The sequence below is a fragment of the Streptomyces djakartensis genome (assembly GCF_014651075.1).
In the GTDB taxonomy this organism is placed as follows: Bacteria; Actinomycetota; Actinomycetes; order Streptomycetales; family Streptomycetaceae; genus Streptomyces; species Streptomyces djakartensis.
The window spans coordinates 24604-51092 of record NZ_BMWE01000025.1 but is presented as its reverse complement, the minus strand read 5'-3'; the positions used below and the strand labels follow the sequence as shown (position 1 = coordinate 51092).

General features: G+C 69.8%; 21 protein-coding genes and 1 riboswitch. Of the genes, 9 read left to right on the top strand and 12 right to left on the bottom strand.

Going from position 1 to position 26489, the window contains the following annotated elements; all coding sequences use genetic code 11:
• Positions 1 to 14: 14 nt before the first annotated feature.
• Positions 15 to 3629: an NACHT domain-containing protein gene (locus tag IE212_RS30500; RefSeq protein WP_190201200.1), complete on the bottom strand. Its 3615-nt coding sequence runs from the start codon at positions 3627 to 3629 to the stop codon at positions 15 to 17.
• 279 nt (positions 3630 to 3908) lie between these two features.
• A riboswitch (cobalamin riboswitch) is annotated at positions 3909 to 4037 on the top strand.
• Between the two features lie 125 nt (positions 4038 to 4162).
• Here IE212_RS30500 and IE212_RS30495 point away from each other — a divergent pair.
• Positions 4163 to 6526: a ribonucleoside-diphosphate reductase subunit alpha gene (locus tag IE212_RS30495; protein WP_190201199.1), complete on the top strand. Its 2364-nt coding sequence runs from the start codon at positions 4163 to 4165 to the stop codon at positions 6524 to 6526.
• Between the two features lie 50 nt (positions 6527 to 6576).
• On the top strand, positions 6577 to 7533 hold the full coding sequence (locus IE212_RS30490; RefSeq protein ID WP_229864653.1) for a ribonucleotide-diphosphate reductase subunit beta: 957 nt from the start codon (positions 6577 to 6579) through the stop codon (positions 7531 to 7533).
• Here IE212_RS30490 and IE212_RS30485 read toward each other — a convergent pair.
• On the bottom strand, positions 7446 to 7688 hold the full coding sequence (locus IE212_RS30485; protein WP_190201198.1) for a hypothetical protein: 243 nt from the start codon (positions 7686 to 7688) through the stop codon (positions 7446 to 7448). The genes IE212_RS30490 and IE212_RS30485 overlap by 88 nt on opposite strands.
• 93 nt (positions 7689 to 7781) lie before the next feature.
• Here IE212_RS30485 and IE212_RS30480 point away from each other — a divergent pair, with 93 nt between their 5' ends.
• Positions 7782 to 8744, top strand: a complete 963-nt coding sequence (locus IE212_RS30480; RefSeq protein WP_190201197.1) for a GlxA family transcriptional regulator — start codon at positions 7782 to 7784, stop codon at positions 8742 to 8744.
• Positions 8745 to 8756: 12 nt separating this feature from the next.
• On the opposite strand, the gene IE212_RS30475 is transcribed toward IE212_RS30480, so the two are convergent.
• The 10 genes from IE212_RS30475 to IE212_RS30430 form a co-directional block, all read right to left on the bottom strand.
• Positions 8757 to 10124 (bottom strand): bifunctional albaflavenone monooxygenase/terpene synthase, encoded by a 1368-nt coding sequence (locus IE212_RS30475; protein ID WP_190201196.1) that lies wholly within the window; start codon positions 10122 to 10124, stop codon positions 8757 to 8759.
• Positions 10121 to 11206 (bottom strand): epi-isozizaene synthase, encoded by a 1086-nt coding sequence (gene cyc1 / locus IE212_RS30470; protein ID WP_190201195.1) that lies wholly within the window; start codon positions 11204 to 11206, stop codon positions 10121 to 10123. Before cyc1 ends, IE212_RS30475 begins: the two co-directional genes overlap by 4 nt.
• Before the next feature lie 293 nt (positions 11207 to 11499).
• On the bottom strand, positions 11500 to 12150 hold the full coding sequence (gene def, locus IE212_RS30465; protein WP_190201194.1) for a peptide deformylase: 651 nt from the start codon (positions 12148 to 12150) through the stop codon (positions 11500 to 11502).
• A gap of 133 nt (positions 12151 to 12283) precedes the next feature.
• Positions 12284 to 13264: a tetratricopeptide repeat protein gene (locus IE212_RS30460; RefSeq protein WP_190201235.1), complete on the bottom strand. Its 981-nt coding sequence runs from the start codon at positions 13262 to 13264 to the stop codon at positions 12284 to 12286.
• Between the two features lie 117 nt (positions 13265 to 13381).
• On the bottom strand, positions 13382 to 14629 hold the full coding sequence (locus IE212_RS30455; RefSeq protein WP_190201193.1) for an HD-GYP domain-containing protein: 1248 nt from the start codon (positions 14627 to 14629) through the stop codon (positions 13382 to 13384).
• Positions 14626 to 15993 (bottom strand): HD-GYP domain-containing protein, encoded by a 1368-nt coding sequence (locus IE212_RS30450; RefSeq protein ID WP_190201192.1) that lies wholly within the window; start codon positions 15991 to 15993, stop codon positions 14626 to 14628. The genes IE212_RS30455 and IE212_RS30450 overlap by 4 nt, the downstream gene beginning before the upstream one ends.
• A gap of 153 nt (positions 15994 to 16146) precedes the next feature.
• Complete coding sequence (gene rsrA, locus IE212_RS30445) at positions 16147 to 16458, bottom strand: mycothiol system anti-sigma-R factor (protein WP_190201191.1); 312 nt, start codon at positions 16456 to 16458, stop codon at positions 16147 to 16149.
• Positions 16455 to 17141 carry an RNA polymerase sigma factor SigR gene (gene sigR, locus IE212_RS30440; protein WP_190201234.1) on the bottom strand — a complete coding sequence of 229 codons (687 nt, stop codon included), beginning with the start codon at positions 17139 to 17141 and terminating at the stop codon, positions 16455 to 16457. The genes rsrA and sigR overlap by 4 nt, the downstream gene beginning before the upstream one ends.
• Positions 17142 to 17397: 256 nt before the next feature.
• Positions 17398 to 18045: an alpha/beta hydrolase family protein gene (locus IE212_RS30435; RefSeq protein WP_190201190.1), complete on the bottom strand. Its 648-nt coding sequence runs from the start codon at positions 18043 to 18045 to the stop codon at positions 17398 to 17400.
• 80 nt (positions 18046 to 18125) lie between these two features.
• Positions 18126 to 18941, bottom strand: coding sequence for an SOS response-associated peptidase (locus IE212_RS30430; protein WP_190201189.1), 816 nt, complete (start codon positions 18939 to 18941; stop codon positions 18126 to 18128).
• Positions 18942 to 19645: 704 nt separating this feature from the next.
• On the opposite strand from IE212_RS30430, the gene IE212_RS30425 reads away from it, so the two are divergent.
• From IE212_RS30425 to IE212_RS30400, 6 genes are all read left to right on the top strand, one after another.
• Positions 19646 to 20932: an ATP-grasp domain-containing protein gene (locus IE212_RS30425; RefSeq protein ID WP_229864647.1), complete on the top strand. Its 1287-nt coding sequence runs from the start codon at positions 19646 to 19648 to the stop codon at positions 20930 to 20932.
• 45 nt (positions 20933 to 20977) lie between these two features.
• Positions 20978 to 22036, top strand: a complete 1059-nt coding sequence (locus IE212_RS30420; RefSeq protein ID WP_190201187.1) for an LLM class flavin-dependent oxidoreductase — start codon at positions 20978 to 20980, stop codon at positions 22034 to 22036.
• The gene (locus tag IE212_RS30415; protein WP_190201186.1) at positions 22033 to 23256 is read left to right on the top strand and encodes an ATP-grasp domain-containing protein; all 1224 of its coding nucleotides are present in this window, start codon (positions 22033 to 22035) and stop codon (positions 23254 to 23256) included. Before IE212_RS30420 ends, IE212_RS30415 begins: the two co-directional genes overlap by 4 nt.
• 3 nt (positions 23257 to 23259) lie before the next feature.
• A complete protein-coding gene (locus IE212_RS30410; RefSeq protein WP_190201185.1) occupies positions 23260 to 24504 on the top strand; it encodes an ATP-grasp domain-containing protein in 1245 nt (414 codons plus the stop codon).
• Between the two features lie 52 nt (positions 24505 to 24556).
• Positions 24557 to 25813, top strand: a complete 1257-nt coding sequence (locus tag IE212_RS30405; protein ID WP_190201184.1) for an MFS transporter — start codon at positions 24557 to 24559, stop codon at positions 25811 to 25813.
• 104 nt (positions 25814 to 25917) lie between these two features.
• On the top strand, positions 25918 to 26424 hold the full coding sequence (locus tag IE212_RS30400) for a flavin reductase family protein (RefSeq protein ID WP_190201183.1): 507 nt from the start codon (positions 25918 to 25920) through the stop codon (positions 26422 to 26424).
• Positions 26425 to 26489: the final 65 nt, after the last annotated feature.

Genomic DNA, 26489 nt, shown 5'->3' with positions numbered 1-26489 from the left:
ATCCGTCCGCCGCTCTAATCGCGGGTACGTGCCGCCATCGCATGCCAGAAGCGGTCCAGCTCACGGACGCGCATGCTCACCCAGGGCGGCGTCTTACGGCGCAACAGCCTGGGAAACCAGCGGCGCAGGCGTCCTGGCAGGAGGGCCTGTTGCTGGCGGCAGAAGGGCTCTCGGATCTCTCCCCGGGGCACACCTCGCGGCGGGTACGGGCAGAGCTGGAACTTGCAGTCGGGCAGGCATGCCGTGCCGGGTTCGGGTGCGGCCCCGGTACCGACGCGCGCGCCGGGCCGCAGCGGCTCGCGGTTCGTACGGACGCACGGTGGGAGCGGCATGCCGGACTGTTCCGCGCGAGCCATGCGCTCCTCGACCTCGTCGGGGCGTCCGTCCCGTTCGATGAGGTTCAGCATCACCAGCACATCGGCGACGAGACGCTGGGCGCGCCCGTCGAGGGTGCTCCAGCCGACCGAGGGCGGGATCCACAGGTTGTGCTTGCGGTATCCGCCGGAGCTGCCCGCGCGGGATCCGATGTTGTCGGCGACGCCCTTCTCGTCGATCCAGAGGAAGCGCTCGGGCTGCCCGGTCTCCAGGGCGAGGGCCACCAGATCGCCCGCCTCGGCGACGAACGGGTGCAGGAGCCGCCGCGGCGAGTCGCCGTTCGCACCGGGCGGGCCGGGTGGTGGGTTCACCGTGCCGGCCATTGCCAGCCACCGCCGTACGGTCTGCACGGCGGTGGAACCGCCGATCGTCGGGAGCGGCTCGCGAGGCCCGTGGTGATCGTCGAACTGCCCTGCCGTGGTGCCGCCGTTGCGGTCATGGTGGCCGACCCGGTCCGGAAGCTTCCACAGGCACAGCGCCTGAAGCAGGCTGAGCTGCGAGTACCAGCACCGGGACTGCTGCAGCACAGTCTCCGCCTGCCGGATCAGGTCGACGCTTCTGCCGGAATCCGTGTTCGGATGGCGCCGGCGCCGGTTGGCCGCGTACTTGAAGCCCTGGGCCAGTGCCGCCTCCAAGGCGAGCGGCAGGTCGGGGGCGCCGTCTGTGTGGGCCGGGTCGAGGTGGAGCAGCCATTTGGTGAGGCGTTCCCGGGCCTCGCCGCGGTGGGAGTCGTCGACCGACCCCAGCAGCATGGGAAGCATCCAGGCCCGCATCACGAACTCCCGGAGCAATTCGACCCGTTGCTTCTCGTACCGCTGGTTGAGTTCCTCCCGCTCGGCTTGCAGTCGGTCAATGGCCTCGGAGGATTCGGCCGGCGAGGAGGCTCGGGCGGCTCTGGCTTGCCCCATTTTCACGGTCCACGCTTCGAACTCCCTCGTGTTCTCGGCCTTCATGTCCTGGATCTTGGCGTTGTACTCCCCTATGGGGTCACGGTTGAGACCGACCCGCTCACGGATCACGGCGAACGCCTCGTTGCCGCCACTGCCGAACTCCTGGGCGATGGCCAGGCGGATGGAGTACGAGGGCTCAGCGATGCCTATCCGGAAGAGCCGCTCGTACATCGCCGTGGTGTCGATCTTCTTGGAAGCCTGCCGCGACGACGCGCCCAGCTGCTTGAGCAGCCTCAGTTTGGCGTCTTCGAGAGTGCGCTGATCGCCCTGGATGTCCGACCAGGCGTCCGACGCCTTCTCGACGATGCCGTTCAGCCGTCCGGGGTCGGCTTCCACACTCTCGACTTCGAGGGCGGCCGCGTAGAGGTCGAGGGTCTTCGGATCGTCCGGTCGGTGCCGCGCGGCCGCACAGAGCCGCTCGGACAGGGCGCGCCCCCGCGCGGGCACCCTCCGCAACAGCTCCCCCTTCCCCTCCGGGAACCCGGCCCCGGCACCGCCGCCTCGGGGAGGACGTCCCCTCAACCTCCCGCGGGACATGAACACGACCGCGACCAGCAGCTCACGGCCGGGGCCGGGCGGCTGCAGCGCCTGCTCGATCAGCTCGCCCGCGTCGGCCTCCTCCAAGTGGCTCAGGAGACGGAAGCCGAAGTAGGCCTGCAGGATGCTGTGCGGGAAGCGCGCCTTCGTCTCGGAACTCTCCAACAGCCCCAGCTTGTCCGCGCTACCGACCAGACGGGCGAGCACGGCGTGACGCTGCGCCATGTTCCCCTTGCGCAGCCGGCTCCCCTCCTCGTCTCCGAGCCCGGCGCAGAGCGCGGCCCAGATCTGTTGGCGGTGCCACTCGGAGAAGGCGTTCCCGCTGTTGCCGTACCAGCCGGAGCCGCGCACCCTGGTCCGCAGGCGGCGTGCCCCAGCCCTCGCGTATCGCGTTCTGCCGGGGTGGACGTCCGGGCCGAGCAACTCGGCGAAGTCCACCTCCAGCTTGTCCTGGAGCAGTCCCACACAGGCCAGGGCGGAGACCACCTCAAGGGTGTCGCGACGCTCGTGCGGGGCGAGCGCGACGTCCTCGCGCAGCCGGCCCTCGAGCAGGGCACGGCTCCAGGTGTCCAACAGCCACAACCGGAGCGTGCTCCGGTCCCGGCTGCGGGTGTTCAGACGCTTCGGGTCATCGGTCGGACGGTCACGTTCCAGGGCGCCGTGCCGGTGCAGTTCACGGGCGATCTGCAGGTAGACCGGCGATTCGGTCACCTCTGCCGTCTCCACGATCCAGTCCACGCGGCGCTCGTCCGTCTCGGGTACGGAGGCTTTGACGAAGTCCAGCGCCTCCTCCTCGCTCAGCGGTTCCAGCTCCACGATCGCGGCGGGCGTGGTGTCCAGCGGACTGTGCGGCCGGGAGGCGATGACCACCGGTAGCCGTTTCTCATAGGCGCGTTCGATGGCACAGCGGATGATGTTGTCCCGGTTCTGCTGAAGACCGCCGTCGAGAAGGGCTTCTTCGAGGCCGTCGGCGATGACCACCAGCTTGTCGTCGGCGAGCAGTTGCTGCCAGACCCGTTCAGCTTTGGTGCGGGCCATGATGCCTTGGGGTGCCTCCTCGGCGAAACGCTGCTTGGCCATGCGTTCGAAGTTCAGATCGCTGCCGTCGGCGTCCCGCAACCGGATCGGCACGGGCACGGCGTGTTCCCGGGCCAGCAGTTCGGTGAGCCGCACAAGGACGGCGGTCTTCCCCGTGCCGACACCGCCTACGAGCAGATAGGGCCGACGGGTGTTGCGCTCCCTCAGCCGTTGGGCGATGACCTGGGCGAGCTCATCGCGGCCCACGATCTCGTCGGTGTCCTGCCCGGCGGTGAGTACGAGCTTGTGAGGGTCCTTGCGTGCCTTCGCGAGGTACCGCCGCTTGTTCCAGCTGTACCACCAGAACAGAAAGAGCGCGGCGGCGACCGAAGCGGTGAGGGCCGGGCCGACGAAGCGGACCAGGGCTTCGACCCCTGGGTCCTTCTGCCATCGCTCGACCGTGGTCTCATCATCAGTGACCAGCATGTGTACGCCGGCCCCGATCCAGCCGAAGACCACGAGGGCGCCGACCGCCCAGGCCATCCGGAGCACGTTGGTGTAGGAGAACCACCTGCGCCATTTCCTGGGGCGGGTGGTGCCGCGGCGGGCCTCAAGCTTGATTGTCAGACTGTGCCAGTAGCCGACGACAACGCGGCTGGTCCACCTCGCCGCCCGTCGCAGATCCAGTGTGGCCATCGGTGCGTTGTGCGGCCGCTCCTTGCCTGGCGTGCGACGGACGACCCTCGTCATGGTGAGTACTCCCTCCGAGAGCGATGTGAATTCCCGGTACGGAGGACCCGCGGACGCCGGCACCTATTTCCATGGAAGCACTCCGGATGCGCCCCGCAACCGGTGGCGGAATCCGGACGGAGGGGGCCCGCGTCCACCTGGCCCTCGAAGGCACAAGGGGCTCGGCGATTCCGCACCTCGTGGACATCACTGACATCACTCTCCTCACCCACCAGTTGACGCTGTGAAACCACCGCGCCACAACATCTGGGGGTGCCACCGCGACCGAACACAAGATGTATGCTCATGCTCGCTGTCGCCGCAGGGGAATCCGGTGCGAATCCGGAACTGTCCCGCAACGGTGTACCCATGCGTGTTCATGCCTGTATGGGAATCAGTCCGAGGACCTGCCGACAGCGCACCCGGCCGACCCGGCCGGTGTGCCTGACGTCCGGGCCTCGTGGAGTGGGCCGGTGGACGCGACGCCGCGTGCGCTCGTGTGCCGCCCCCTGCCCTGCGCGAGGCCCCTGTGCCGAGCGAGGGAGAGCCCCCACGTGACCATCGCGCCAGCCGATCCGGTCTCAGCCGCCGAAACAGAGCACGACGGTCCCGGTGCCGCGCTGCTGCGGACCCTGGCCGAGCTGACCGCCGACCTCCCCGACGCCGATCCCGGCCGGGTCGCCGCCGCCGCGCTGCGCGGCCGGTCCTCGCGTGAGGCGTCCGCCGAGATGATCGCGGAGTTGCGCGAGCTGGCGACGGACGCGGCCGCCGGTCTCATCTCCGAGGACCCCGCCTACTCCCGGCTGGCCGCCCGGCTGCTGACCATCGGCATCCGCGAAGAGGCCGCCTCCCAGGGGGTCACGTCCTTCCCGGAGTCGGTCGCGGTCGGGCACCGGGAGGGCCTCATCGCCGACCGGACCGCCGAGTTCGTGCGGATCCACGCCGCCCGGCTCGACGCCCTGATCGACACGGCCGGCGACGACCGCTTCGGCTACTTCGGACTGCGCACGCTGTACAGCCGCTACCTGCTCAGGCACCCCGTCACCCGCAAGGTGCTCGAAACGCCCCAGCACTTCATGCTGCGTGTCGCCGCCGGTCTCGCCGAGGACGACACGGCCAGGTCGGTCGACGAAGTCGCCGCGCTCTACGGGCTCATGAGCCGCCTCGACTACCTGCCCTCCTCCCCCACCCTCTTCAACTCCGGCACGCGGCACCCCCAGATGTCGTCCTGCTACCTCCTCGACTCCCCCAAGGACGAGCTGGACTCCATCTACGACCGGTACCACCAGGTGGCCCGGCTCTCGAAGCACGCCGGCGGCATCGGCCTCGCCTACTCCCGGATCCGCGCCCGGGGTTCGCTGATCCGCGGCACGAACGGCCACTCCAACGGCATCGTCCCGTTCCTGAAGACGCTCGACGCATCGGTCGCCGCCGTGAACCAGGGCGGCCGCCGCAAGGGCGCGGCCGCGGTCTACCTGGAGACCTGGCACGCCGACGTCGAGGAGTTCCTGGAGCTGCGCGACAACACCGGTGAGGACGCGCGCCGTACGCACAACCTGAACCTCGCGCACTGGGTGCCGGACGAGTTCATGCGGCGGGTGAACGCCGACGCGCAGTGGTCGCTGTTCTCCCCCTCGGACGTGCCCGAGCTGGTCGACCTGTGGGGCGAGGAGTTCGACTCCGCGTACCGGGCGGCCGAGGCGCGGGGTCTGGCGAAGAAGACCCTGCCGGCCCGCGAGCTGTACGGCCGCATGATGCGCACCCTCGCCCAGACCGGCAACGGCTGGATGACCTTCAAGGACGCCGCCAACCGCACCGCCAACCAGACGGCCGAGCCGGGCCACGTCGTCCACTCCTCCAACCTCTGCACGGAGATCCTGGAGGTCACCAGCGACGGGGAGACGGCGGTCTGCAACCTGGGGTCGGTCAACCTCGGGGCCTTCGTGACCGAGGGCGGCATCGACTGGGAACGGCTGGACGAGACGGTGCGTACGGCCGTCACGTTCCTCGACCGCGTCGTCGACATCAACTTCTACCCGACGGAGCAGGCCGGCCGCTCCAACGCCCGGTGGCGTCCCGTCGGGCTCGGGGCCATGGGCCTGCAGGACGTCTTCTTCAAGCTGCGGCTGCCCTTCGACTCGCCGGAGGCCAGGGCGCTGTCCACGCGTATCGCCGAGCGGATCATGCTGGCGGCGTACGAGGCGTCCGCCGGCCTCGCCGAGCGCAACGGTCCGCTGCCCGCCTGGGAGAAGACCCGTACGGCCAAGGGCGTGCTCCACCCCGACCACTACGACGTCGAGCTGACCTGGCCGGAGCGCTGGGCGGCCCTGCGGGAGCGCGTCGCCGCGACGGGTATGCGCAACTCACTGCTCCTCGCCATCGCGCCCACGGCCACCATCGCCTCCATCGCGGGGGTGTACGAGTGCATCGAGCCGCAGGTGTCCAACCTGTTCAAGCGCGAGACGCTGTCGGGTGAGTTCCTCCAGGTCAACTCCTACCTGGTGGACGAGCTGAAGCGGCTCGGCGTGTGGGACGCCCGTACCCGGGAGGCCCTGCGCGAGGCGAACGGCTCGGTGCAGGACTTCGCCTGGATCCCCGAGGACGTCCGCGCCCTCTACCGCACGGCGTGGGAGATCCCGCAGCGCGGCCTGATCGACATGGCGGCGGCCAGGACCCCGTTCCTGGACCAGTCCCAGTCCCTGAACCTGTTCCTGGAGACGCCGACCATCGGCAAGCTCTCCTCGATGTACGCCTACGCCTGGAAGTCCGGGCTGAAGACCACGTACTACCTGCGCTCGCGCCCGGCGACCCGCATCGCCCGGGCCGCCCGCGCCGCCGTCCCCGTGCAGGCCACCCCGGACCCCGAAGCGGTCGCCTGCTCCCTGGAAAACCCCGAGTCCTGCGAGGCCTGCCAGTGACGACCACCCAGAACCTGCTCGACCCCGGCTTCGAGCTGACGCTGCGCCCCATGCGCTACCCGGACTTCTACGAGCGCTACCGGGACGCCATCAAGAACACCTGGACCGTGGAGGAGGTCGACCTCCACTCCGACGTCGCCGACCTCGCCAAGCTCTCCCCCGCCGAGCAGCACCTCATCGGCCGGCTGGTGGCCTTCTTCGCGACAGGCGACTCGATCGTCGCGAACAACCTGGTGCTGACGCTGTACAAGCACATCAACTCCCCCGAGGCGCGGCTCTACCTGAGCCGTCAGCTGTTCGAGGAGGCGGTGCACGTCCAGTTCTATCTGACGCTGCTCGACACCTACCTGCCCGACCCGGAGGACCGCGCGGCGGCCTTCGCGGCCGTGGAGAACATCCCGTCCATCCGCGAGAAGGCCGGGTTCTGCTTCAAGTGGATCAACGAGGTCGAGAAGCTGGAGCGCCTGGAGTCACAGGCGGACCGCCGCCGTTTCCTGCTCAACCTGATCTGCTTCGCCGCATGCATCGAGGGCCTGTTCTTCTACGGCGCCTTCGCGTACGTCTACTGGTTCCGCAGCCGGGGCCTGCTGCACGGCCTGGCCACCGGCACCAACTGGGTGTTCCGCGACGAGACGATGCACATGTCCTTCGCCTTCGACGTGGTCGACACCGTCCGCAAGGAGGAGCCGGAGCTGTTCGACGACCGGCTCCAGCAGGAGGTGACGGACATGCTCCGGGAGGCCGTCGAGGCCGAGCTGCAGTTCGCGCGCGACCTGTGCGGTGACGGTCTCCCGGGCATGAACACCGAGTCGATGCGGCAGTACCTGGAGTGCGTGGCGGACCAGCGGCTGACCCGCCTCGGCTTCGCTCCGGTGTACGGCTCCGAGAACCCCTTCTCCTTCATGGAGCTCCAGGGGGTTCAGGAGCTGACCAACTTCTTCGAGCGGCGGCCCTCGGCGTACCAGGTGGCGGTGGAGGGCACCGTCGACCTGGACGAGGACTTCTGAGCCGGCACCTCTTCGCGGGCCTCCTGAGCCTCCCGGATCTGACGGTCGATGCGCCTCTCGCGCACCAGGCCGAACACGGACGGGAGGATCAGGAGGACCAGGATCCCGAAGGTGGCGGTCAGTCCGATCAGTGCTTCTACCTGGTTGCTGTTCATGGACACCACTGTCGCGCGGATTGCTCCTTACCGTCAGTGGCAGTACTGCCGTAGACCCTCGAATTACTGCCATCGGTGAGGCACACTGGACGCATGCTGCAGAACGTGGCCGTCGTCCTCCTCGACGGCGTGAACCCCTTCGAACTCGGTGTGGTGTGCGAGGTCTTCGGCACCGACCGGAGCGACGAGGGCCTGCCGGTGTACGACTTCGCCGTCGCCTCGGCCGAGGGCCCGGTGCTGCGGATGAACTCCGGCTTCTCGCTCCACGCCGAGCACGGCCTGGAGCGGCTGGAGGCGGCCGACCTGATCGCCGTGCCGGCCGGGCAGAGCTACGCGCACCGGGACTTCCCGCCGGAGCTGCTGGGCGCCCTGCGCCGCGCGGTCGACCGCGGTGCCCGGGTGCTGAGTGTCTGCTCCGGCGTCTTCGTGCTGGCCGCGGCGGGGCTGCTGGACGGCCGCCGCTGCGCCGCCCACTGGAAGCACGCGAAGGACCTCGCGCGGCAGTACCCGGGCGTGGTCGTCGAGCCGGACGTGCTCTACGTCGACGAGGACCCGGTGATCACCTCCGCCGGTACGGCCGCCGGTATCGACGCCTGCCTGCACCTGGTGCGCAAGGAGCAGGGCAGTGAGGTCGCCAACAAGATCGCCCGGCGGATGGTGGTGCCGCCGCACCGCGACGGCGGCCAGGCCCAGTACATCGAGCGTCCGCTCCCCGAGCCCGAGGGTGACACGATCGGCGAGGTGCTGGCGTGGATGGAGCGCCATCTCGACGAGGAGGTCACCGTCGACCAGCTCGCCGCCCACGCGCACATGTCGCCGCGCACCTTCGCCCGCCGCTTCCAGCAGGAGACGGGGACGACTCCCTACCGGTGGATCCTGCGCCAGCGCGTACTGCTGGCCCAGCGGTTGCTGGAGGCGACGGACGAGACGATGGACGCGATCGCCGGACGGACCGGGTTCGGCAACGCGGCCACGCTGCGTCACCACTTCGTCCGGACGGTGGGGACGACGCCGAACGCCTACCGGCGGACGTTCAAGGGTCCCGAAGCGGCCTGAATCACCGGGCCGTCACCTCGGCACCGGCCGCAGCAGCAGGTCGTACGGCCGGAGCGTGATGCCGACACGGGTACGCGCGTTCGAACCGGCGACCTGCTCGAATCGGAACTTCCTGGCCAGCGCCGCCGTGATCAGGGTCAGCTGCGCCATCGAGAAGTGGTCGCTCGGGCACTTGCGGTTGCCCGTACTGAACGGGCTCATGGCGTGCTTCGGGATGTCCTTGACCCGGTCCGGGAGCCAGCGGTCCGGGTCGAACTCCAGGTTCCGCTCGTAGGACCTCGCATCGCGCTGGATCGCGTACGGGCTGTAGACGAGGTCGGCACCGGCCGGAATCCGGAAACCGCCGAGTTCCGTCTCCCGGACCGCCCGCCGGGTCAGAATCCAGACGGCCGGATGCAGACGCATGGCCTCGACGACGACATTGTTGGTGTGCCTGAGGCTGCGGACGTCCTGGAATGCCACCGGCCTCCCACCGGTGACGGCTTCGACTTCGTCGCGCACCTTGTCCGCGTGTTCCGGATGTTCCGCGAGCATGTGCAGGAGCCACATGATCGTGGAGGCGACCGTTTCGCTGCCGGGGGTGAGGATCGCGACGACCTGATCGTGGATCTCCTGTTCCCCGATGGGCTTGCCATTGTCGTCCTTCGCCTCCAGCAATGCCGTCAGCAAATCGTCCGGCCTTTGACCGGATGCGCGGCGCTCGGCGATGATCTCGTCGACCAGGAGATGCAAATCGGCCAATGCCCGGTTGAATTCGCGGTTGGCGGGCAGCGGCAGCCTGTAGAGCGGTCCGAGCGGCACCACCATCCGCCGGTACATCCCGCGGAAGACGGTGGCGAGCGCGACGCACAGCCGCTCCGCCCGCTCGTCCATGTAGTCCCCGCGCAGCAGGCAGCGGGCCGCGATGCGCACGGCCACCCGGAAGGACTCGGAGGTGCAGTCGATGGTCTCCCCAGCCTTCCAGCGCTCGGTCAGCGCATGCGCCTCCTCCTCCATGACCGGCCCGTAGGCGGGGATGGCGTCGAGCCGGAAGGCGGGCTGGATGGTGCGCCGCTGGCGCCGGTGGAGCGGGCCGTTCGCGGTGGCCACGCCCTCCTTGCCGAGCAGGCCCTCCAGGGACTCCCACAGCGGCCCGGCGATGATGAAGTCGTTGCTCAGCGCGAGCACGCCGGTGAGCGCCGGGGTGGTGACCGCGTACAACGTCTTCGGCCCGAGCTTCAGGCGGACGACGTCGCCGTGGTCGCGCAGCCGGGACATGAACGCCAGCGGGTCGCGCACCAGCTGCCAGCCGTGCCCGAGCAAGGGGAGCGCGCCGCCCGCCCGGTTCGGTACACGCGGGCCCGCGGCCGGGGTTTCGGATCGCACGGACTCGACTGTCATCGCTCACCTGCCGCTTCGTTGTCGACGTACGGAGGAGTGGAGCGGTCGTCCCAGCTGTCGACCCGGTAACGGCCGGACTCGTGGTGGAACCAGTAGACGGAACTGAACCAGTTCCGCATATTGCCCAGGCAGACCCGTACGGCGGCGCTCAGTTCCTTTCCCCGTACGGTGCCATCGGCGAGTTCGTCGGCGAACCGTAACGCCTCCTGTTCCGCGTCGAGGAAATCCGATATGCATTTCTCGACGCGGCGCCTGACTTCCGCTACCGCCTGTTCCAGAGTCAGGCCCTCATGCGCGATGAGGCTGATTCCGAGATTGTGCACCTCGTCGCCCGCTATTTCCTTCGGCAGCGAGCAGAGGTCGTTGTACCAGGCGGCGAACTCCTGGCTCAGCAACGCCGCCCGCCGGTATGCCGGGTGTTTCCGAACAGCGTCCGGGAGTTCGCAGCCCGCGGCCGGCTCCAGCAGGTCCGTCCAGACCCAGTGGGCGAAGGTGAGCCGGCGCAACCGGAGATATTCCTCGACCGTGGGCACGACGCCACGGGTGCGGTTGTGGAACTCCCGGTCGTACGCGTCGATCACCGCGTGGAAGTGCCGGGCGAACCGGAGGTTCCACGTCTGGGGCAGGAACCCGTACAGTCGCAGCACGCCGTCCGCGCATCCGGCGACCAGTGGGTCCTCGTGGTGCAGGTGCGCCCCCGGAGAGTCGAGCGCCGAGTGCAGCCGGCCCCGGAGCAGCCGCCAGGCGGCCGGACGCCTGTGCACGATGTCGCGGTCGTGCCGGTCGTCCCAGACGAAGAACCAGGCGCTGTAGTCCGCGATCGCCTGGAGGACCTCGTCGGAGGCACCCGTGTAGTACCCGGCCATGAGGTCGGTGTAGCAAAGACCATCGGCATATTCCTCCACCTTGTCCGCGGGCATGAGCCGCTTTTCGAGCAGCCAGGCCCGGGTCTTCTCCTGGCACTTCGGCCAATACGCGTGGAGTTGCCGTGGAAACCCGGTCTCGATCACCGGTAGGGAGAGCGACGGTGGCACTGCGGTCGTGGTCGGTGTGGATGTGGTGCCGTGTGACAAAGCATGCACGAACTAACCCCTCTCAGCCGCCAGTTGGCGCGAGCGCCCTCCCTTCGTGCCGGGCGTGCGCCGTTGCATACCCCGCTCATCCCATTCAGCACCACAACTGACCGCTCTGGGAACGTATTTGCTTCATTCACTACCCCACAACACCGGATCGTCCCCGTGTGTGGCGAGCACCGGATCACCAGGAGAGCGGAAGCGATCGAACGTGCGACGGACAAGCGAACGGAACAGACGAACGGCGTCTGTCCGGGCTGGGAAACCCGGGCAGACGCCGTACGCCTGGTGAGACTGAGGTCTCAGTCGTTGGCCACCACGGGGTAGCGGGGCTCGTTCTCCGCCATCTGCCGCAGCGCGTCCTTGCGCTCCCGCTTGGACAGCCGGTCGATGTACAGGTAGCCGTACAGGTGGTCGGTCTCGTGCTGCAAACACCGTGCGAAGTATCCGGTGCCGCGCACCTTGATCGGGTTGCCCTTCTCGTCCTGCCCGGTCACCTCGGCGTAGTCGGGCCGGGCGAGCGGCGCGTACGCGGTGGGCACCGACAGGCAGCCCTCGTTGCTGTCGTCCAGGCGGCGCTTCTCGGCGGGCAGTTCGACGAGCTTGGGATTGCAGACCACGCCGGTGTGCCGGACCCCCTCGTCGTCCGGGCAGTCGTAGACGAAGACCTTCGCGTCGACACCGATTTGGTTGGCGGCGAGTCCCACGCCCTCGGCGGTGCGCTGGCTGGCGAACATGTCCGCGACGAGCTGCTGGAAGTCGTCGCCGAAGTCGGTGACGTCCTGGCACTCCTTGTGCAGCACCGGGTTCCCGACCACCGTGATCGGCCGCGAGGTCCCCTTCTCCCGCCAGGCCGCCTCGCGCTCCTCGCAGTCCTCCGTGTCGATCACGTACCCCTCGTCATCGACGGGGAGCACGCCCGCGCGCTGCTGATCGGTGTCCTGCTGAGCCATGACGTTACGCACGCCTTCCTGAAACAAACCGGGCTGAGATGCTGATACAGATTACGCCGGTGCCGGACGCCCCTCTTGGGGGCGCGGGGGAACTGCGCGAACAACCACGACGGCGCGGCACCCGGCAACGGCGCTAACAGACCTCTTCCAGATCCCGCCAATCCCGAGAATCCGGACTGTCGGCGACCCACCCGTCCAACAGCCCCCGGACCAGCGAAGCCGGCGCAGCCAACCCGCACTCCCGCTCGGGAACCCACAGCTGCCCGTCCGTCCGATGCCCCAGCGGACCGGGGTGCCCCGGCTCGCTGTGATCATGCGGGTCGAGGTGCTCTCCGTCACCCTCGTCCGACGGCATCCGGGACTCGGAGCACATCCGGCACAGCAAGCGCACGGAGGAGGACCAGTCCTCCGCGGCGAAGCCGGCGTCGGCCGCGAGCTGCTCCAGCGCGTCCCGGTCCGACTCGGTCGCCGCCTCCAGCAGGACGACCCAGGTCGGCACCGGCGAGGGCGCCCACAGCTCGATCTCGTCGAACACCGGGTACGTGTGGCCGGCGGCCGTGGTCCGCTCCCCGTGCGGCACGCCGTCGTGCAGGACGACCTCGCCCCAGCGCCGCCCCGACGACGGCAGCGGGATGGACAGCACCTCGATCCGCGCGGGATCGAGCCGTCGTCCCCACACGACTTCCGCCTCCCCCTCCGGGGAGAGCCGTACCGCCGCACTGCCGAGGTCCATGCCGACCGGCTCGCCCGAGCCGTTCGCCGCCCCCGGCACCCGCAGCCCGTAGGCCTGCCAGGCGCGCCGGGCCAGCGGCCAGTCCTGCAGCGCGGTCGCGGCGATGCCGACGTTCCACCAGTCGGGCGCGCCGGTGTCCCGGTCGAGCAGGGCGACGGCCCTGAGACCCGCCGCCCGCGCCTGCTCCCAGTCGTGCCGGAACTTGTGCAGCAGCGCCAGGTTGAACCAGGACTCGGAGAGCCAGGGCTCCAGATCGGCGGCACGTGTCAACAGCGCGCCGGCGTCCTCGTACCGGCCATCGCCGATGAGGGTGAACGCCCGGTCCGTGGCCTGCCGCCAGGAGGCGGAGGGCCGGTTCCGTCCCTTGCCGAAGATCCTCACGATTCCCGCCTGCCAGTTCCGTGCGGTGGGCTGGCCGTAGCTGTGTTTCGAGCCCCCGGACACCTTCTCCTTCGCATCCAACCACGTACGGCCTCGAGGGCGCTCATTACCCATGGGTTACCCCGTCATGGGCAGGGTCAGACTGCTCCTTGCCAGTACCCGGGCCAGTGATTCCACCACCTCCGGGGCGTACTCCCCGGCGGTGGCGAGCCGGAGATCCTCCAGCGCCGTCAGCGGCCCGCCGGGACCTCCTTCCCGGGACTTCTCCTCGTACGCGTTCACGGCCCGGACGATACGGGCGGCGAGTGGCTGCTCCGCGCAGGGGTCGGCCTGCCGCTCCACGACCACCGCGACCGCCTCGTCGACGCCCGTGCGCCGTACGACGGCCCCGCCCAGCAGCGCGATCCGCCGCTGCTCCGCGTCGGGCAGGCCGGCGGTGGCGCCCGCCGGGACCGGGTCCACGAGGCTCAGCTGGCCGATGTCGTGCATGAGCGCGGCGTGCTCCAGCACGGTCAGCTCGGGCTCGGTGAGGCCCATGTCACGCCCCACGGCCCGGCTCAGCGCGGCGACGCGGCGGGCGTGCCCGGCGGGGGTGTACCCGGCGACCTCGGTGGCCCGGGCGAGGGAGGCGATGGTCTGCCGGTAGGTCGCCCGGACGGCGGCGTACCGGCGGAACGACATCTGGGCGAGCAGCAGGGGGACGGAGAAGACGGGCAGCGCCCACAGGCCCACGACGGCGACCGCCAGGGCCATCACCGCGCCCGTCGCGATGACGGCGGACCCGATGCCGAACACGGCACGCAACTCGTCCCGCAGCGCCGGCCCGAAGGGCCGGCCGGTGCGGGAACGGGCCGGCACGGCGGCGAGCACCGCGTCGCACAGCGCGGTCAGGGACAGCAGCGCGAGCAGCAGCAGCGCGTAGGCGGGGCCGCCCCAGTCGTCGAACATGCCCCGGCTGTACGGGGGCTGGAAGCACGCGGCGACGAATCCGACGGTGAGCACCCGTCGCGCCAGGTGGTCGAGCGTGGGCCCGTGTCCGCGCGCGACGTGCGGCACGCTGCCGAGCAGCGAGGCGGCCAGGACGACGGCGACGGCCTGGGCGAGGCCGTGGTGCGTGGGCCGCCCGCCCGCCTCCCCGAGCAGCGCGTACGACAGGGCCGCGGCGGCCCCGAGCGGTGCCGGTTCCCTCATCTGCGCCCCGTTGCGCCGGGTGAGTTCCCCGACGGCGATCAGCAGGCCGAAGGCGAGGGCGACGCGGCGTTCCTCGAGCCCGTCGTGGAGAGTGACGGCGAGGGAGCCGGCGGCGAGCAGGGCGGCGCAGGCGTGGACGACGGGGAACTGCCGGGGCGGCCGGTACGCGGTCACCGGCGTGCTCCCGGCCGGCTGGAAGCGGGCGCGCCGGGCGGGGGGACACGGGACGTGTGAGCATCGTCGGCGGTGACGGCGGGGCACCACCCGGCCCGGCCCACGGCGTCCACGAGGGCCGCGACCATCACGGGGTCGAACTGGCTGCCGGCGCACCGCTCCAGCTCCGCCAGGGCCACCGCGACGGGCCGGGCCCTGCTGTAGCTCCGCGTGGAGGTCATCGCGTCGAAGGCGTCCGCGACCGCCACCACCCTGGCCGACTCCGGAATCTGACGACCCATCAGTCCATACGGGTATCCGCTGCCGTCCAGCCGCTCGTGGTGGTGCAGCACGGCGGCGCGGGCCTCGCCGAGGAAGCCGATGCCGCGCACCATCTCGTGCCCGTACTCGGGGTGCAGCTCGATCACCCGCCGCTCCTCGGGCGTCAGCGGCCCGTCCTTCCGGAGCAGCCGGGTGGGCACACCCAGCTTGCCCACGTCGTGCAGGATCCCGGCGAAGCGGAGCACCTCGACGCGCTCGTCGTCCATGCCCAGCTCGCGCGCGATCATCATGGACGCCTGTCCGACGCGCTCGCTGTGGCCGCGGGTGTAGCCGTCCTTGATGTCGACGGCCTGGACCAGCGCCCGGATGGTCGCCTGGTGCGCGGCCCGTTCCCGGTGGTACTGGGCGAAGGCCCACCACGAGACGCACATCGGCAGCAGCACGAGCAGCGCGGCCACGGGCCCGTACGGGCTGCGCCACAGCACGGCCATCATCAGTCCGGCGAGCCCGTGCACGGCGATCGGCGCGAGCGAGCGCGCCACCAGCCCCCGCCAGGCCCGCCGCACCGGCACGCTCCCCCACTGCCTCAGGGGCGTGGGCGGTGCTCCCGCGCCGACGGCCAGTCTCCCGCCGTCGAGCAGCGCGAGCACCAGGCAGAACGCCAGCACGGCCGCCCCGGCGGGTCCGAGAAGGTGAGGGCAGTCGCCCGTGACGACCGCGTCCCGTCCGCCGAGCACCTGGTGCACGCGGGCCGCCGTCCACACACCGAGGACGAGCTGGGCGGCCCGCCAGATCCGCCGCAGGGCCACGGGCCGCCGCTCCACGTGCGAGAGGAGCGCGCCGGGCACCGCCACCAGGGCGGCGGCCGGCGCGGGCAGCAGGAAGGCGGCGGCCAGCAGCACGGGGTAGAAGGTCCCGGCCGGATGGGAGGACATGCCGACGAACCGGGAGCGGGCGACGCGCTCACAGCCGGCGTACAGCGCGGCGAGCAGCGTGAGCGCCGGCCAGTCCGTGCCGGCGTCCGGCGGCGGCAGCAGGCAGATGAGGGCGGCTGCGGTGGCACAGGCGATGTACACACGTGCCCGCGCCGGTACCGCTTCCATGAGCCCCTCCCCCGGCCATGTCCGTCAGGCCCGGAGCCTAGGACGGCGGTTGGGGGCTCCGCGGGTCGATGACCCGCGGATTAGCACGTACGAGTGACGCGTTCGAGGATGACTACCCGCGCGCGAGTGGGGTAGTTGAAAGACGCAGGAGTGTCAGGAGTCCTGCGGCGCGGCGGGCGAGGCCGTGACGTCCTTGTCGGGGACGGTCTGGCCGGAGCGGATCAGCTCGATCCGCCCCATGACCTTGGCCCGCAGGTCGCCGGGCACGTCGTCATGCCCGCAGCAGCGCTTGACCAGCTTCTTCACGGCCTGCTCGAGCCCGTACTTCTCGAGGCAGGGCGAGCATTCCTCGAAGTGGTGTTCGAACTTCACGCAGTCCGAGTCCGGCATCTCACGGTCGAGGAACTCGTAGAGATGATCGAGGATTTCGCTGCAATCCGTCTCGTGCGGCTCTCCGCAGCTCATGACCCCGAGCCTTTCGCTTCGTTCGACTCTCCGGCGCCGGCCGGAACCATCCCGCGGTCACGGGCGTAGTCCTCCAGCATGCCGCGCAGCTGACGGCGGCCCCGGTGCAGCCGGGACATCACCGTACCGATGGGTGTCCCCATGATGTCGGCGATCTCCTTGTAGGCAAAGCCCTCGACGTCCGCCAGATAGACGGCGATGCGGAACTCCTCGGGGATCGCCTGGAGTGCTTGCTTCACGTCCGAGTCGGGCAGGTGGTCGAGCGCCTGCGACTCGGCGGAGCGCAGCCCCGTCGACATGTGCGACTCGGCGCGGGCGAGCTGCCAGTCCTCGATCTCCTCGGCCGCGCTGCGCTGAGGTTCGCGCTGCTTCTTGCGGTACGAGTTGATGAAGGTGTTGGTGAGGATCCGGTACAGCCACGCCTTGAGGTTGGTGCCCTCGCGGAACTGGTGGAAGGACGCGTACGCCTTGGCGTACGTCTCCTGCACCAGATCCTCGGCGTCGGCCGGGTTGCGGGTCATGCGCAGCGCGGCCGAGTACATCTGGTCGAGGAACTCGAGCGCGTCCCGCTCGAAGCGCGCACTGCGCTCCGCGGCCGTCTCCGCGCCCGTGCCGCCCTGGCCCTCGGGCTTCTCCGCCTGGCCGTTTTCGGTCCCTGCGTCGGTCCCAGTGACCGGACCCACCTCCTCGAGTGTTCTCGTGAGACCGAGGCCGGTCTCACCCGAATCGGAGGATAGACGACGATCCGGTCCGCCCGCCGCCCGAATAGGGGCGGTCTTGGCCGCGTGCAGCACCGTCCAGTCCAGGTCGGCACGGCTGCTGCGGCTCGGGCAGTAGATCGAACCCATGCGGCGGACTTCCTCTCCTACGACGTCGGTGCTGGTCTCCAGCACGTACGTCCCGCACAACAGCGACCGCCGCCCCGGCATTCCCGGAGCTTTACCCGAGTGACCCGGCCCACTCGACGACCGCGTCCGTGATGACCGCCACGGCCTCCTCCTGCGAGATCTCCGCGCGTTTGGGCACGGCGAACCCGTGATCCCCGTACGGAACCTCCACCAGCTCGTACGGCCCCCCGGGAAACTCCTCCGGCTTCCCGAACGGGTCGTTGGCGCCCTGCACGACCAGGGTGGGCACGCCGGACCCCAGCAGTTCGGCGGCGCGGGACTTCTCGGGCCTGCCGGGCGGGTGAAGCGGGAAGCTCAGGGCGAGGACGGCGTGGGCGCCGAGCTCGCCTGCGGTACGGCAGGCGACCCGGGCCCCGGCACTGCGCCCTCCGGAGATCACCGGCAGTCCCGGCCCGGTCAGCGCGGGCCAGACGCCCCTCCAGCCGGTGTCCAGCGTCTTCGGAGCAGGGGCGAGCTTCTTCCCGGCCACCCGCCAGGGCTGCTCGACGCGGGCCACGGTGACGCCGTGGGCGGGCAGGGCGGCGGCGAGGGCGGTCAGGTCGCGGGCCTCGATGCCGCCTCCTGCCCCGTGGCTGACGGCGAGCACCAGCCGGGCCCTTTTCGCCTTGTGCCAGGTGATGCGGGCCGGGCCGGCGTCCGTCTCGACCGTCTCCGTGGTCACCTCGGTCACGTCTGTCACAGCGGTCCCATCGGTCTCATGGGTCTCATCGGTCTCGTCGGTCTTGTTCGCCGCTTCGTAGCGTTCGTAGCGTCGCCACGTCAGAAGAGTGTGCCCTCCTCCGGTCCTTCCAGCTCCTTGAGCAGCTCCGGGCCGTTGTTGCGGACGTTGCTGACGGCCGTGGTGACGGGGTAGGCGCGCATGAGCCCGGCGGGCGGCGGGGCGAGCAGGTCGCGAAGGCCGTCGGCGTCCGTGCGGGAGGGGTCCAGCCAGGCGTCCCAGCGGTCGGGCGTCAGCATCAGCGGCATCCGGGGATGAATGTCGGCCAGCGCCCTGGGCCCGTCGGCGGGGGCGACCGCGAGCGGGCTCCGCTCCGCCTCCGTCGTGATGACCGAGCAGGTCACCCACCAGGCCCGCGGGTGGTCGTCCGGCAGCGTCCGGTCGCGCCAGAACTCGTACAGACCGGCCATGGCGAAGACCGACCCGTCCGCCGGCGTCACGAAGTAGGGCTGCTTGCGGGGCCGCTTCTTCTTGCCTTCGACCTCCAGCTCCCGCTCCTGCGTGCCGGTGACCCACTCGTAGTAGCCGTCGGCGGGCAGGATGCAGCGCCGGGAGGTGAAGGCGCGGCGGTAGGAGGGCTTCTCATGGACGGTCTCCGCGCGGGCGTTGATCATCCGGGCGCCGCCCTCGGGGGTCTTGGACCAGGACGGGACGAGCCCCCACTTGAGCTTGCGCAGCTGCCGGACCGGGCGCGGGTCGTCCACGTCCTTCAGAGGACGGTCGAGGACGGCGTAGACCTCTTTGGTGGGCGCCACGTTGTAGTCGGGTTCGAGGGTCTCCTCGGGCTCCCACTTCTCGACCTCGAAGATCCCTGCGAGATCCTCCGGCCGACGACTCGCCGCGTACCGTCCACACACCTCGAACCACTCCTACGACCCGCGAAAACGTGGCGTCCCGACCGTCCGGGCACTGGCATCCGGTGTCCCGGTCACCGGGACACGTCCAAGAGTGACAGACCATCGCCGGGCACGGCCGTCGATGACGTCCCCGGTCGGCAGGCCGGAAGCCGGTCGGTCTTGGCCGGCGAGCCGCACGCCGAGCGAGGGCGTCGCCGCCACGTGCCCGAAGCCAGGCGCCACCAGAGACTCGGGCCGACCCGGTCAGGCGCAGGATGAGCCCCCGGCAAGCGCCGGCGCACGCCCTCCCGATTAAGGCGGGAACGGCGCGGATGGCACCGGGCGTGTAATTCACGAGCATGTTTCACCAAAACGGACATAGGGGTGCCAGCCACCGCAGATGAATTCGGGTCAAGAAATGGTTGACCTCAGGCCACGCCACCGCCTAGGATCTTGATCATAAGCGGGGAATTTTTCGACTGGCAGCGACGCGGGGGGCGACTGCTTTGTTCTTCTTTCTACCTTGGGATTTGCTGCGCCTGGCGAGCCCTGCCCGAGGTGAGAGTCCACGGCTGACCGACCCACGGATCCCGTGCGGAAGTCCATCCGCCGATTTCTACTGACCGCTTCTGCGTCCACGACGTTCAGCGGCTCCTGGCATCACTCATGCCCCGGCCCGATGGGCTGACCTCGCCATGCCGTGATGCAGCCCGAGTGTCTCCCGAATGAACCATCGCCGACCTCAGAGCGAATTTCGAGGAACTTCTGTGTCTTATCGTGTCTTAGTGGTGCAGCCGGCGTTCTCGGCGAACGCGTATATCGCGCACGCTCGGTCCATCGGCTGGGATGTCGTCGTGGCCTCCTATGAGAACGCGGGCCGCGTAATCGCCGACGCGGTACGCTCGCTTACCACCGAGTTAATCACGGTGGACACCAATGACAACGCCGCCCTCGAGGCCGCTGTCGTGGAATCCCATGAGCGAAACCCGATTCACGCCGTGGTGGCCGGAGGCGAATATTACGTACCCGGTGCCGCACAATTGTCGGCGCGCCTCGGACTGCCCGCCCTGACCCCCACCGCCGTCGACCAGGTCCGGCACAAGGGCAAAATGCGCCAAGCAGTGGCCGACGCCGGCCTGGAAGTGCCGAAGTTCGTGGTCGTGAGCGCTCCGGCCGACCTCGAAGAGGCCTGTACGTACGTCGGATTCCCCGCGGTCATCAAGCCGGTCGATTCCGGCGGAAGCGTGCACGTCTCGCGCGTCGACAGCATCGAGGAGGCGCGGGCGGCACTGGCCGCGATGCACGCCGAGGAAGGGCTCGAGTTCGACCGCGCCCTCACCCGCGACGCGATCCTCGAACAATACGTGCCCGGTACGGAGTACAGCGCCGACGGCTATGTGCGCGACGGAGAGGTAGTCGTCGTCGCGGTGACCCGGAAGCTGCTCGGCCCCGAGCCCCGGTTCCTGGAACTCGGACACCTCACACCCGCACCGCTGGACGAGGCCACGCGCCACGAACTGACGTCGTACGCCACGCGTGTCGTCGAGGCCGTGGGCATCACGACCGGCCCGTTCCACTGCGAACTGCGCCTCAGCGAGGGCCGCCCGGTCCTCATGGAGGTGGCCGCGCGGCTGCCCGGCGACAAGATCACCGAGCTGATGGAGATGGCCACCGGTCTCATGCTGCCGGGCAAGGTCCTCGCGGACATCACCGGCGCCGACCCGGAGCGCTCGGGTGCGTACCGCGAGCCCGTCGCCAAGGCGGCCGGCATCCGCTTCCTGACGGCCGGCGGCGCGGGTTCCTACGCGCGGCTCGAAGGCTGGGACGAACTCGCCGCCGAGCCCTGGGTGGTGGCGAGCCACGTCCTCGTCGAGCCCGGCACCGGGATCACGACGGACGAGGCCGACTACCACTGCCGGATCGCCGCCGTCGTCTTCACCGCCGACTCCCCCGAAGAGGCTCACGAGCGCTGGTCCGAGATCGGCGACCGCGTCCGCGTGCTCGGCGCCTGAGGCATCGACGTGCGCCCGGTGCCCGCAACGGAAGGAAGAAACACGATGGAACCCCTCCGTCTCCACTGGTGCTCGCCGCCCGACACCGGACAGGCGACGCCCACGGACACATACAAGATCGGCAAGCTGGACATGGGCGAGGTCAAGGACTTCGTCCAGGAAGCCGAGGAACTCGGCGTCGACAGCCTGCTGTTCGGTATCTCCAACTACCTGCCCGACCCGCTGCCGGTGCTCGGCGCCCTCTCGCAGGTGACGGACCGCGTCAAGTTCATGCTGGCCTACCGGCCCGGCCTGATGTCGCCGACCCTGTTCGCGCAGGTCGTCAACACGCTGTCCTGGATGACCGACGGGCGCATGTCCCTCAACATCGTCTCCGGCATCTCCCCCGCGGAGCAGGCCGGTTATGGCGACTTCCTCAGCCACGACGAGCGCTACGCCCGGTGCAACGAGTTCCTCGAGGTCATCCGCGGCCTCTGGGAGGGCGAGTCGCCCATGAGCTACGACGGGCAGCACTACACCCTCAAGGACGCCTCGCTCGGCCTCGGCCACAAGGACGGCGGCCGCCCGGAGATCTACATCAGCGGCGCCTCCGCCGTCGCCCAGCAGACGGCGATCGCCTCCGGCGACTGCTGGCTGCGCTACGGCGACACCCCCGAGGGCATGGCCAAGGCGAGCAAACCGCTCCTCGACGCCGGCCGCCGCGTGGGCACCCGTATGCACGTGCTGTCCCGCGACACGCGCGAGGAGGCGGTGGCGGAGCTCGCCAACCTCATGCGCAACCCGGACGAGGACCACACGGCGTGGATCCGCCAGTGGGTGAACACCACCGACTCCGAGGCGGTCAAGTCCTCGTACCAGCTGGCGGAGAGCGCCGAGGGCGAGTGGCTCTCGCCCTACATCTGGACCGGCGCCGTGGCCTACCGCGGCGGTCCGGCGCTGTGCATCGTCGGCAGCCACGAGGAAGTCGCCCGCTACATCCACAGCTACAAGGCCGCGGGCATCAGCGAGTTCATCTTCTCCGGCTGGCCGACGCGTGACGAGATGCGGAACTTCTTCACCCGCGTCGCCCCCCTGATCCGTCGCCTCGAGGAGCAGGAGGCATGAGCGGGCCGGACGAACGCGAACTGCTGCTCGTCGGCGTCGGGATCATGGGCCGCCCGTACGTGGCCGCCGCCCGCCGGCTCGGCCTGCGGGTCCGCGGTGTCGAGTCGCAGGACTGGGCCGCCGGCATCGAGGGCCTGGTCGACGCCGTCGAGCCGAGCCAGGGCCAGTACGGCTCGCTGGACGAGCTGTGGGCGCAGACCGCCCACGACGCCGCCCTGCGCAGCCGCCCGGCGGGGATCTTCGGGTTCACCGAGTGCCACGTCCTGGGCGCCGCCCTGGCCCAGGAAACCCACGGGCTGCCGGGACCGTCCCTGGGGGCGGCCGTGATCTCGCGGAACAAGGCACTGCAGCGCGGGCGCTTCCGCGCCCATGGGATCGGCCAGCCCGACCACCTCCTCACCAACGACTTATCCGAGGCGGCCGAGTGGGCCAAGGCCCGCCTCCCCGTGGTGATCAAGCCGCTGTCGTCGGCCGGCAGCGACGGCGTCGAACTCGTCACCGACGCCGCGGCCTTCGACGCCGCGGCGGTACGACGCGCCTCGGAGCGGCCGCTGCTGGTGGAGACCGCGGTCGAGGGCCCCGAGTACAGCTGGGAGGCCCTGGTCCGCGACGGCGAGGTCTGGTTCGCGAACCTGACCGCCAAGACCACCACGGGCGCGCCCCACTTCGTCGAACTGGAGCACCGGGCCGCGGTGTCCCTGCCGCCGGCCGAGGCCGCGCAGGTCGCCGAACTGGGCCGGTCCGTCATCGCCGCCATCGGGATGCGCACCGGCATCGTGCACCTGGAGTTCCGGATGACGAGCTCCGGCCCCTCGGTGATGGAGGTCGCCGTCCGCACGCCCGGCGACTACATCATGGAGCTGTGCTCCCTGGCATACGGGATGGACTGGTTCGAGCTGGTGCTGCGGCTCGTCGTCGGTGACGAGCTGCCGCCCCCGCCCGAGGGGCCGGTGAAGTTCTCGGCCAGTCTGTTCGTTGTCTCCGACCCCGGCGAGGTGATCGCCGTCGACGGTCTCGACGAGGTCCGCGCGCACCCCGCCGTCGTCGACGCGGCCGCCAAGGTGCGGGTCGGCGACACCGTCCAGCGGGCCTACTCCTCCCTGCAGCGCACCGGGTACGCGGTGCTCGCCGCGGACTCCCGCGAGGAGCTGGAAGAAGCCATCGGGTTCGTCCGGCGAACCCTGTCGATCAAGACCGTTCCCGTGGCGACGGAGGAGTGAGCCATGCACATTGTCGTCGTCAACCGCTGGCCGCGGTTCACGGAAGGGCCGCGCTGGGACTTCTCGATGGGCCGCTTCGAGGAGCTCATCGACCATGAGCGGCACCGCGTCAGCTACGTGGTCGACGCGGTCGGCGCCACCGGGATCCTTGCCGATCCGAAGCGGATCGCCAGCACCGTCCAGATCGAGGACGTCAACGACTTCGAGGCGCTGCGCGACGCGGTCCGCCGGGTCGCGGCCGAGGTCGGCCCGGTCGACCGGCTGATCGCCGTCTCCGAGTTCACCCTCGGCATCGCCGCCGAGGTCCGCGCGGCGCTCGGCATCCCGGGGCCCCGCCCGGAGGATGTCGCGGTCTACCGCAACAAGCTGCGGATGAAGGAACTCGTCGCCGAGGCGGGCATCCGCGTGCCCCGCTTCGACGCCTGCGAAAGCGCCGGGTCCGCGCTGGAGTTCGCCCGGGCCGCCGGGTTCCCGCTGATCCTCAAGCCGGTGTCCGGGGCCGCGAGCATGGGCGTGCACCGGGTCGATGACGAGGCCGCGCTCACCGCGCTGCTGTCGGAGGTCGACCTCGGCGACTACGAGCTCGAGGAGTTCGTCGAAGGCGCGATCTACCACGTCGACGGGTTCGCGGACGAGGACGCCGGCATCCCGTTCATGGCGGTGTCCCGTTACATCAACGACTGCCTGGCCTTCGAGGCCGGCGGGCAGCCCCTCGGCTCGGTCGTCGTCCAGGACTGCCCGCTGCGGACCCGTGTGCACGAGTTCGCCCGGCGCTGCGTGTCGGGTCTGGGCATGACCTCCATGCCGTTCCACCTGGAACTCTTCGTCACGCCCGACGGGGACCTGGTGTTCCTGGAGATCGCGGGCCGCATCGGCGGGGCCGAGGTGCCGTACCTCACGGACAAGCTCTTCGGGGTCAACCTCTTCGAGCTCTGGCTGGACGCCCTGTGCGAGGGCCGGGCGACGGTCCCGCCGCAGACGGGCGACCCGTCCGGCGGCTGGCTGATCATCCCCAAGCCCGCCGGGCTGCCTGCCGAGGTCGTCTCGGTGACCTCCATGCGGGACCGCTTCGCCACGATCTGGCGGGAGTTGGTGCCGGCCCCGGGCGAGGTGATGGAGCCCGGCGGCAGTTATGACGCGGTGCACAGCGGACGGTTCATCTTCATCGGCGACGAAGCGGCCGTCGAGGAGGACATCCGGAAGATCATCGCCGGTTTCCACATCGAAACCGTTCCGGTGTCGCGGTGAGGAGTCTCGGGCCGGGCGGCTCCCGGCCGAGCACAAGGGAGCGATCGATCTCATGACCACGCGATCCGTGCTGCACCGACGGCTCTTCGCCTGCGGTGTCCTTCTCGGGGTCGTTGCCGAGCAGATGGTGATGTTCGCCGTCCCGCTGCTCATCTTCCAGGACACCAAGGAGGTGTCGGCCCTCGGCCTCGCCTACGCGATCGAGTGGCTGCCGGCCCTGCTCGCGTATCCCTTCGCCGGTCTCCTCGCCGACCGTGACGGCGGGGCGCGGCTGTTCTCCGTCGTCACGGCCGGCCGGGCCGTGGTCCTCGGCGGCGCCCTCGTCGGCTGCCTGGCCGCGCCCTCACTGCTGACGCCCATCCTGATGACGGCCGCGCCACTGCTCTCGCTGCTGATGGCGCCGGTGCGCATGTCCGTGGAGAAGGTCGTGCCCCAGTTGGCCAAGGGCACCGAACTGGCCAAGATCCAGGGACTGGTGCAGAGCATGGAGGTCTCGGCGATGGCCGTCGGCCCCGCTCTGGCGATGCTGGGGGTGGCCTTCATCGACAAGGTCTGGCTGCTCGGTGCCGCCGGGGCGGTCTTCGCCGCGGCCGCCGCCTGCTGGCTGCCGCTGCCGCGCGGGCTGCGCACCCCCAGCACCGGCGGAGCCGCGGAGATCGTGGCCGAACTCCGGCTGGGCTGGTCCCTGCTGGTCCGCAGCAGGCCGCTGGTCCTCCTGGCCTCGCTCAACTTCTCCATCAACCTGGTCTTCGCCGTGGTGCTCGCCGCCAACGCCGCACTCGTCACGGGCGTGTTCCACGCCCCGGAGTCGGCGTTCGCCCTGCTGAACATCTGCATCGGCGTGCTGGGGATCGTCAACCTCCTGGTCATCCCGTTCGTGCTCCGGTACGTCAACGTGCGGATGCTCGGGGTCTTCGGCCTCGCCCTGCTCTGCGCGTGTCTGCTGCTCATCGGGTTCGCCTCCTCCATGCTGCTGTACGCCCCGGCGTTCGTGACGGCCATGGTCGGAGTGACGTACTTCAACGTCTTCAACCGGACGCAGCGCATCAAGGTCCTTCCCGAGGAACACCTCGGAAAGGTGATGGGCCCGTTCTATCTGCTCAATATGCTGGCCATGCCCATCGCGGGACTTCTGGTGGCCGGCGCCGGATCCAATGTGGGACCGCAACAACTCGTCCTGATGCTGGCCGTGGCGCTGACCGCCTTCGGTGCGTTCATGCTGCCGCTGACGATCCGGGCTTTCGGCCGCGCGATCGCCGCACGTGAGGCGAATCTCGCGAGCGCGACCGCGACCGCCACCGCGGAATAACCGCCGCCGCAAAGGAGCGGCGGCGGTCATAGAACACCATTACGGGCCGTTGGTTGCTTCGGCCTGCCCGAAAATACTCATGAGCTGTTCCGCGGAGGAACTTGATGGACGTCGGTTCTGTGCGCTTCAGCGAACTCTTCGGCTCGTTTCCGACCCCGATCGCCGTCGTGACGGCAACGGACGGAAAGGGTGAGCCGTACGGTTTCACCAGCAACGCCGTCTGTGCGGTGTCGGCGGCCACGTCGACGCTGCTGGTCTCCGTCGGAAAGGAGTCCCGCACACTGCCGGCGATCATTTCGTCGCAGGCGTTCGCGGTGAACTTCCTCTCCTCGTCCGGGCGCGACGCCTCCCAGGTGTTCGCGAGCAAGGCCACGGACAAGTTCGCGCATGTCGAATGGCGCCCCTCGGTTATTGCCGAAGGCGCGCCACTGCTTACCGAAATTTCGCTCGGCTTTGCTGAATGCAGGGTTGAAAATGCGATCGAGGTGAGCGATCATTGGCTTGTCATAGGCCGGGTGGAAGGCGCCACAGTCTTCCCCCGTGAGCCACTTCTCTACCGTCGGGGCGACTACGGTGTCTGGTCGCCGCTGAACGAGTTCTCCACTCTCTAGAGCGACGCCCGGGGCCGGATCTCTCGGTTCCCCGCCGGCACTCCATGAAAGCATCTCGGCTTTTT

Coding starts and splice junctions, on each gene's coding strand:
- IE212_RS30500 (WP_190201200.1), bottom strand. CDS start 3,629: ATGACGAGGGTCGTCCGTCGCACGCCAGGCAAGGAGCGGCCGCACAAC.
- IE212_RS30490 (WP_229864653.1), top strand. CDS start 6,577: ATGCGCTACCCGGACTTCTACGAGCGCTACCGGGACGCCATCAAGAAC.
- IE212_RS30485 (WP_190201198.1), bottom strand. CDS start 7,688: ATGAACAGCAACCAGGTAGAAGCACTGATCGGACTGACCGCCACCTTC.
- IE212_RS30480 (WP_190201197.1), top strand. CDS start 7,782: ATGCTGCAGAACGTGGCCGTCGTCCTCCTCGACGGCGTGAACCCCTTC.
- IE212_RS30475 (WP_190201196.1), bottom strand. CDS start 10,124: ATGACAGTCGAGTCCGTGCGATCCGAAACCCCGGCCGCGGGCCCGCGT.
- def (WP_190201194.1), bottom strand. CDS start 12,150: ATGGCTCAGCAGGACACCGATCAGCAGCGCGCGGGCGTGCTCCCCGTC.
- IE212_RS30450 (WP_190201192.1), bottom strand. CDS start 15,993: ATGGAAGCGGTACCGGCGCGGGCACGTGTGTACATCGCCTGTGCCACC.
- rsrA (WP_190201191.1), bottom strand. CDS start 16,458: ATGAGCTGCGGAGAGCCGCACGAGACGGATTGCAGCGAAATCCTCGAT.
- IE212_RS30425 (WP_229864647.1), top strand. CDS start 19,646: ATGAACCATCGCCGACCTCAGAGCGAATTTCGAGGAACTTCTGTGTCT.
- IE212_RS30420 (WP_190201187.1), top strand. CDS start 20,978: ATGGAACCCCTCCGTCTCCACTGGTGCTCGCCGCCCGACACCGGACAG.
- IE212_RS30415 (WP_190201186.1), top strand. CDS start 22,033: ATGAGCGGGCCGGACGAACGCGAACTGCTGCTCGTCGGCGTCGGGATC.
- IE212_RS30410 (WP_190201185.1), top strand. CDS start 23,260: ATGCACATTGTCGTCGTCAACCGCTGGCCGCGGTTCACGGAAGGGCCG.
- IE212_RS30405 (WP_190201184.1), top strand. CDS start 24,557: ATGACCACGCGATCCGTGCTGCACCGACGGCTCTTCGCCTGCGGTGTC.
- IE212_RS30400 (WP_190201183.1), top strand. CDS start 25,918: ATGGACGTCGGTTCTGTGCGCTTCAGCGAACTCTTCGGCTCGTTTCCG.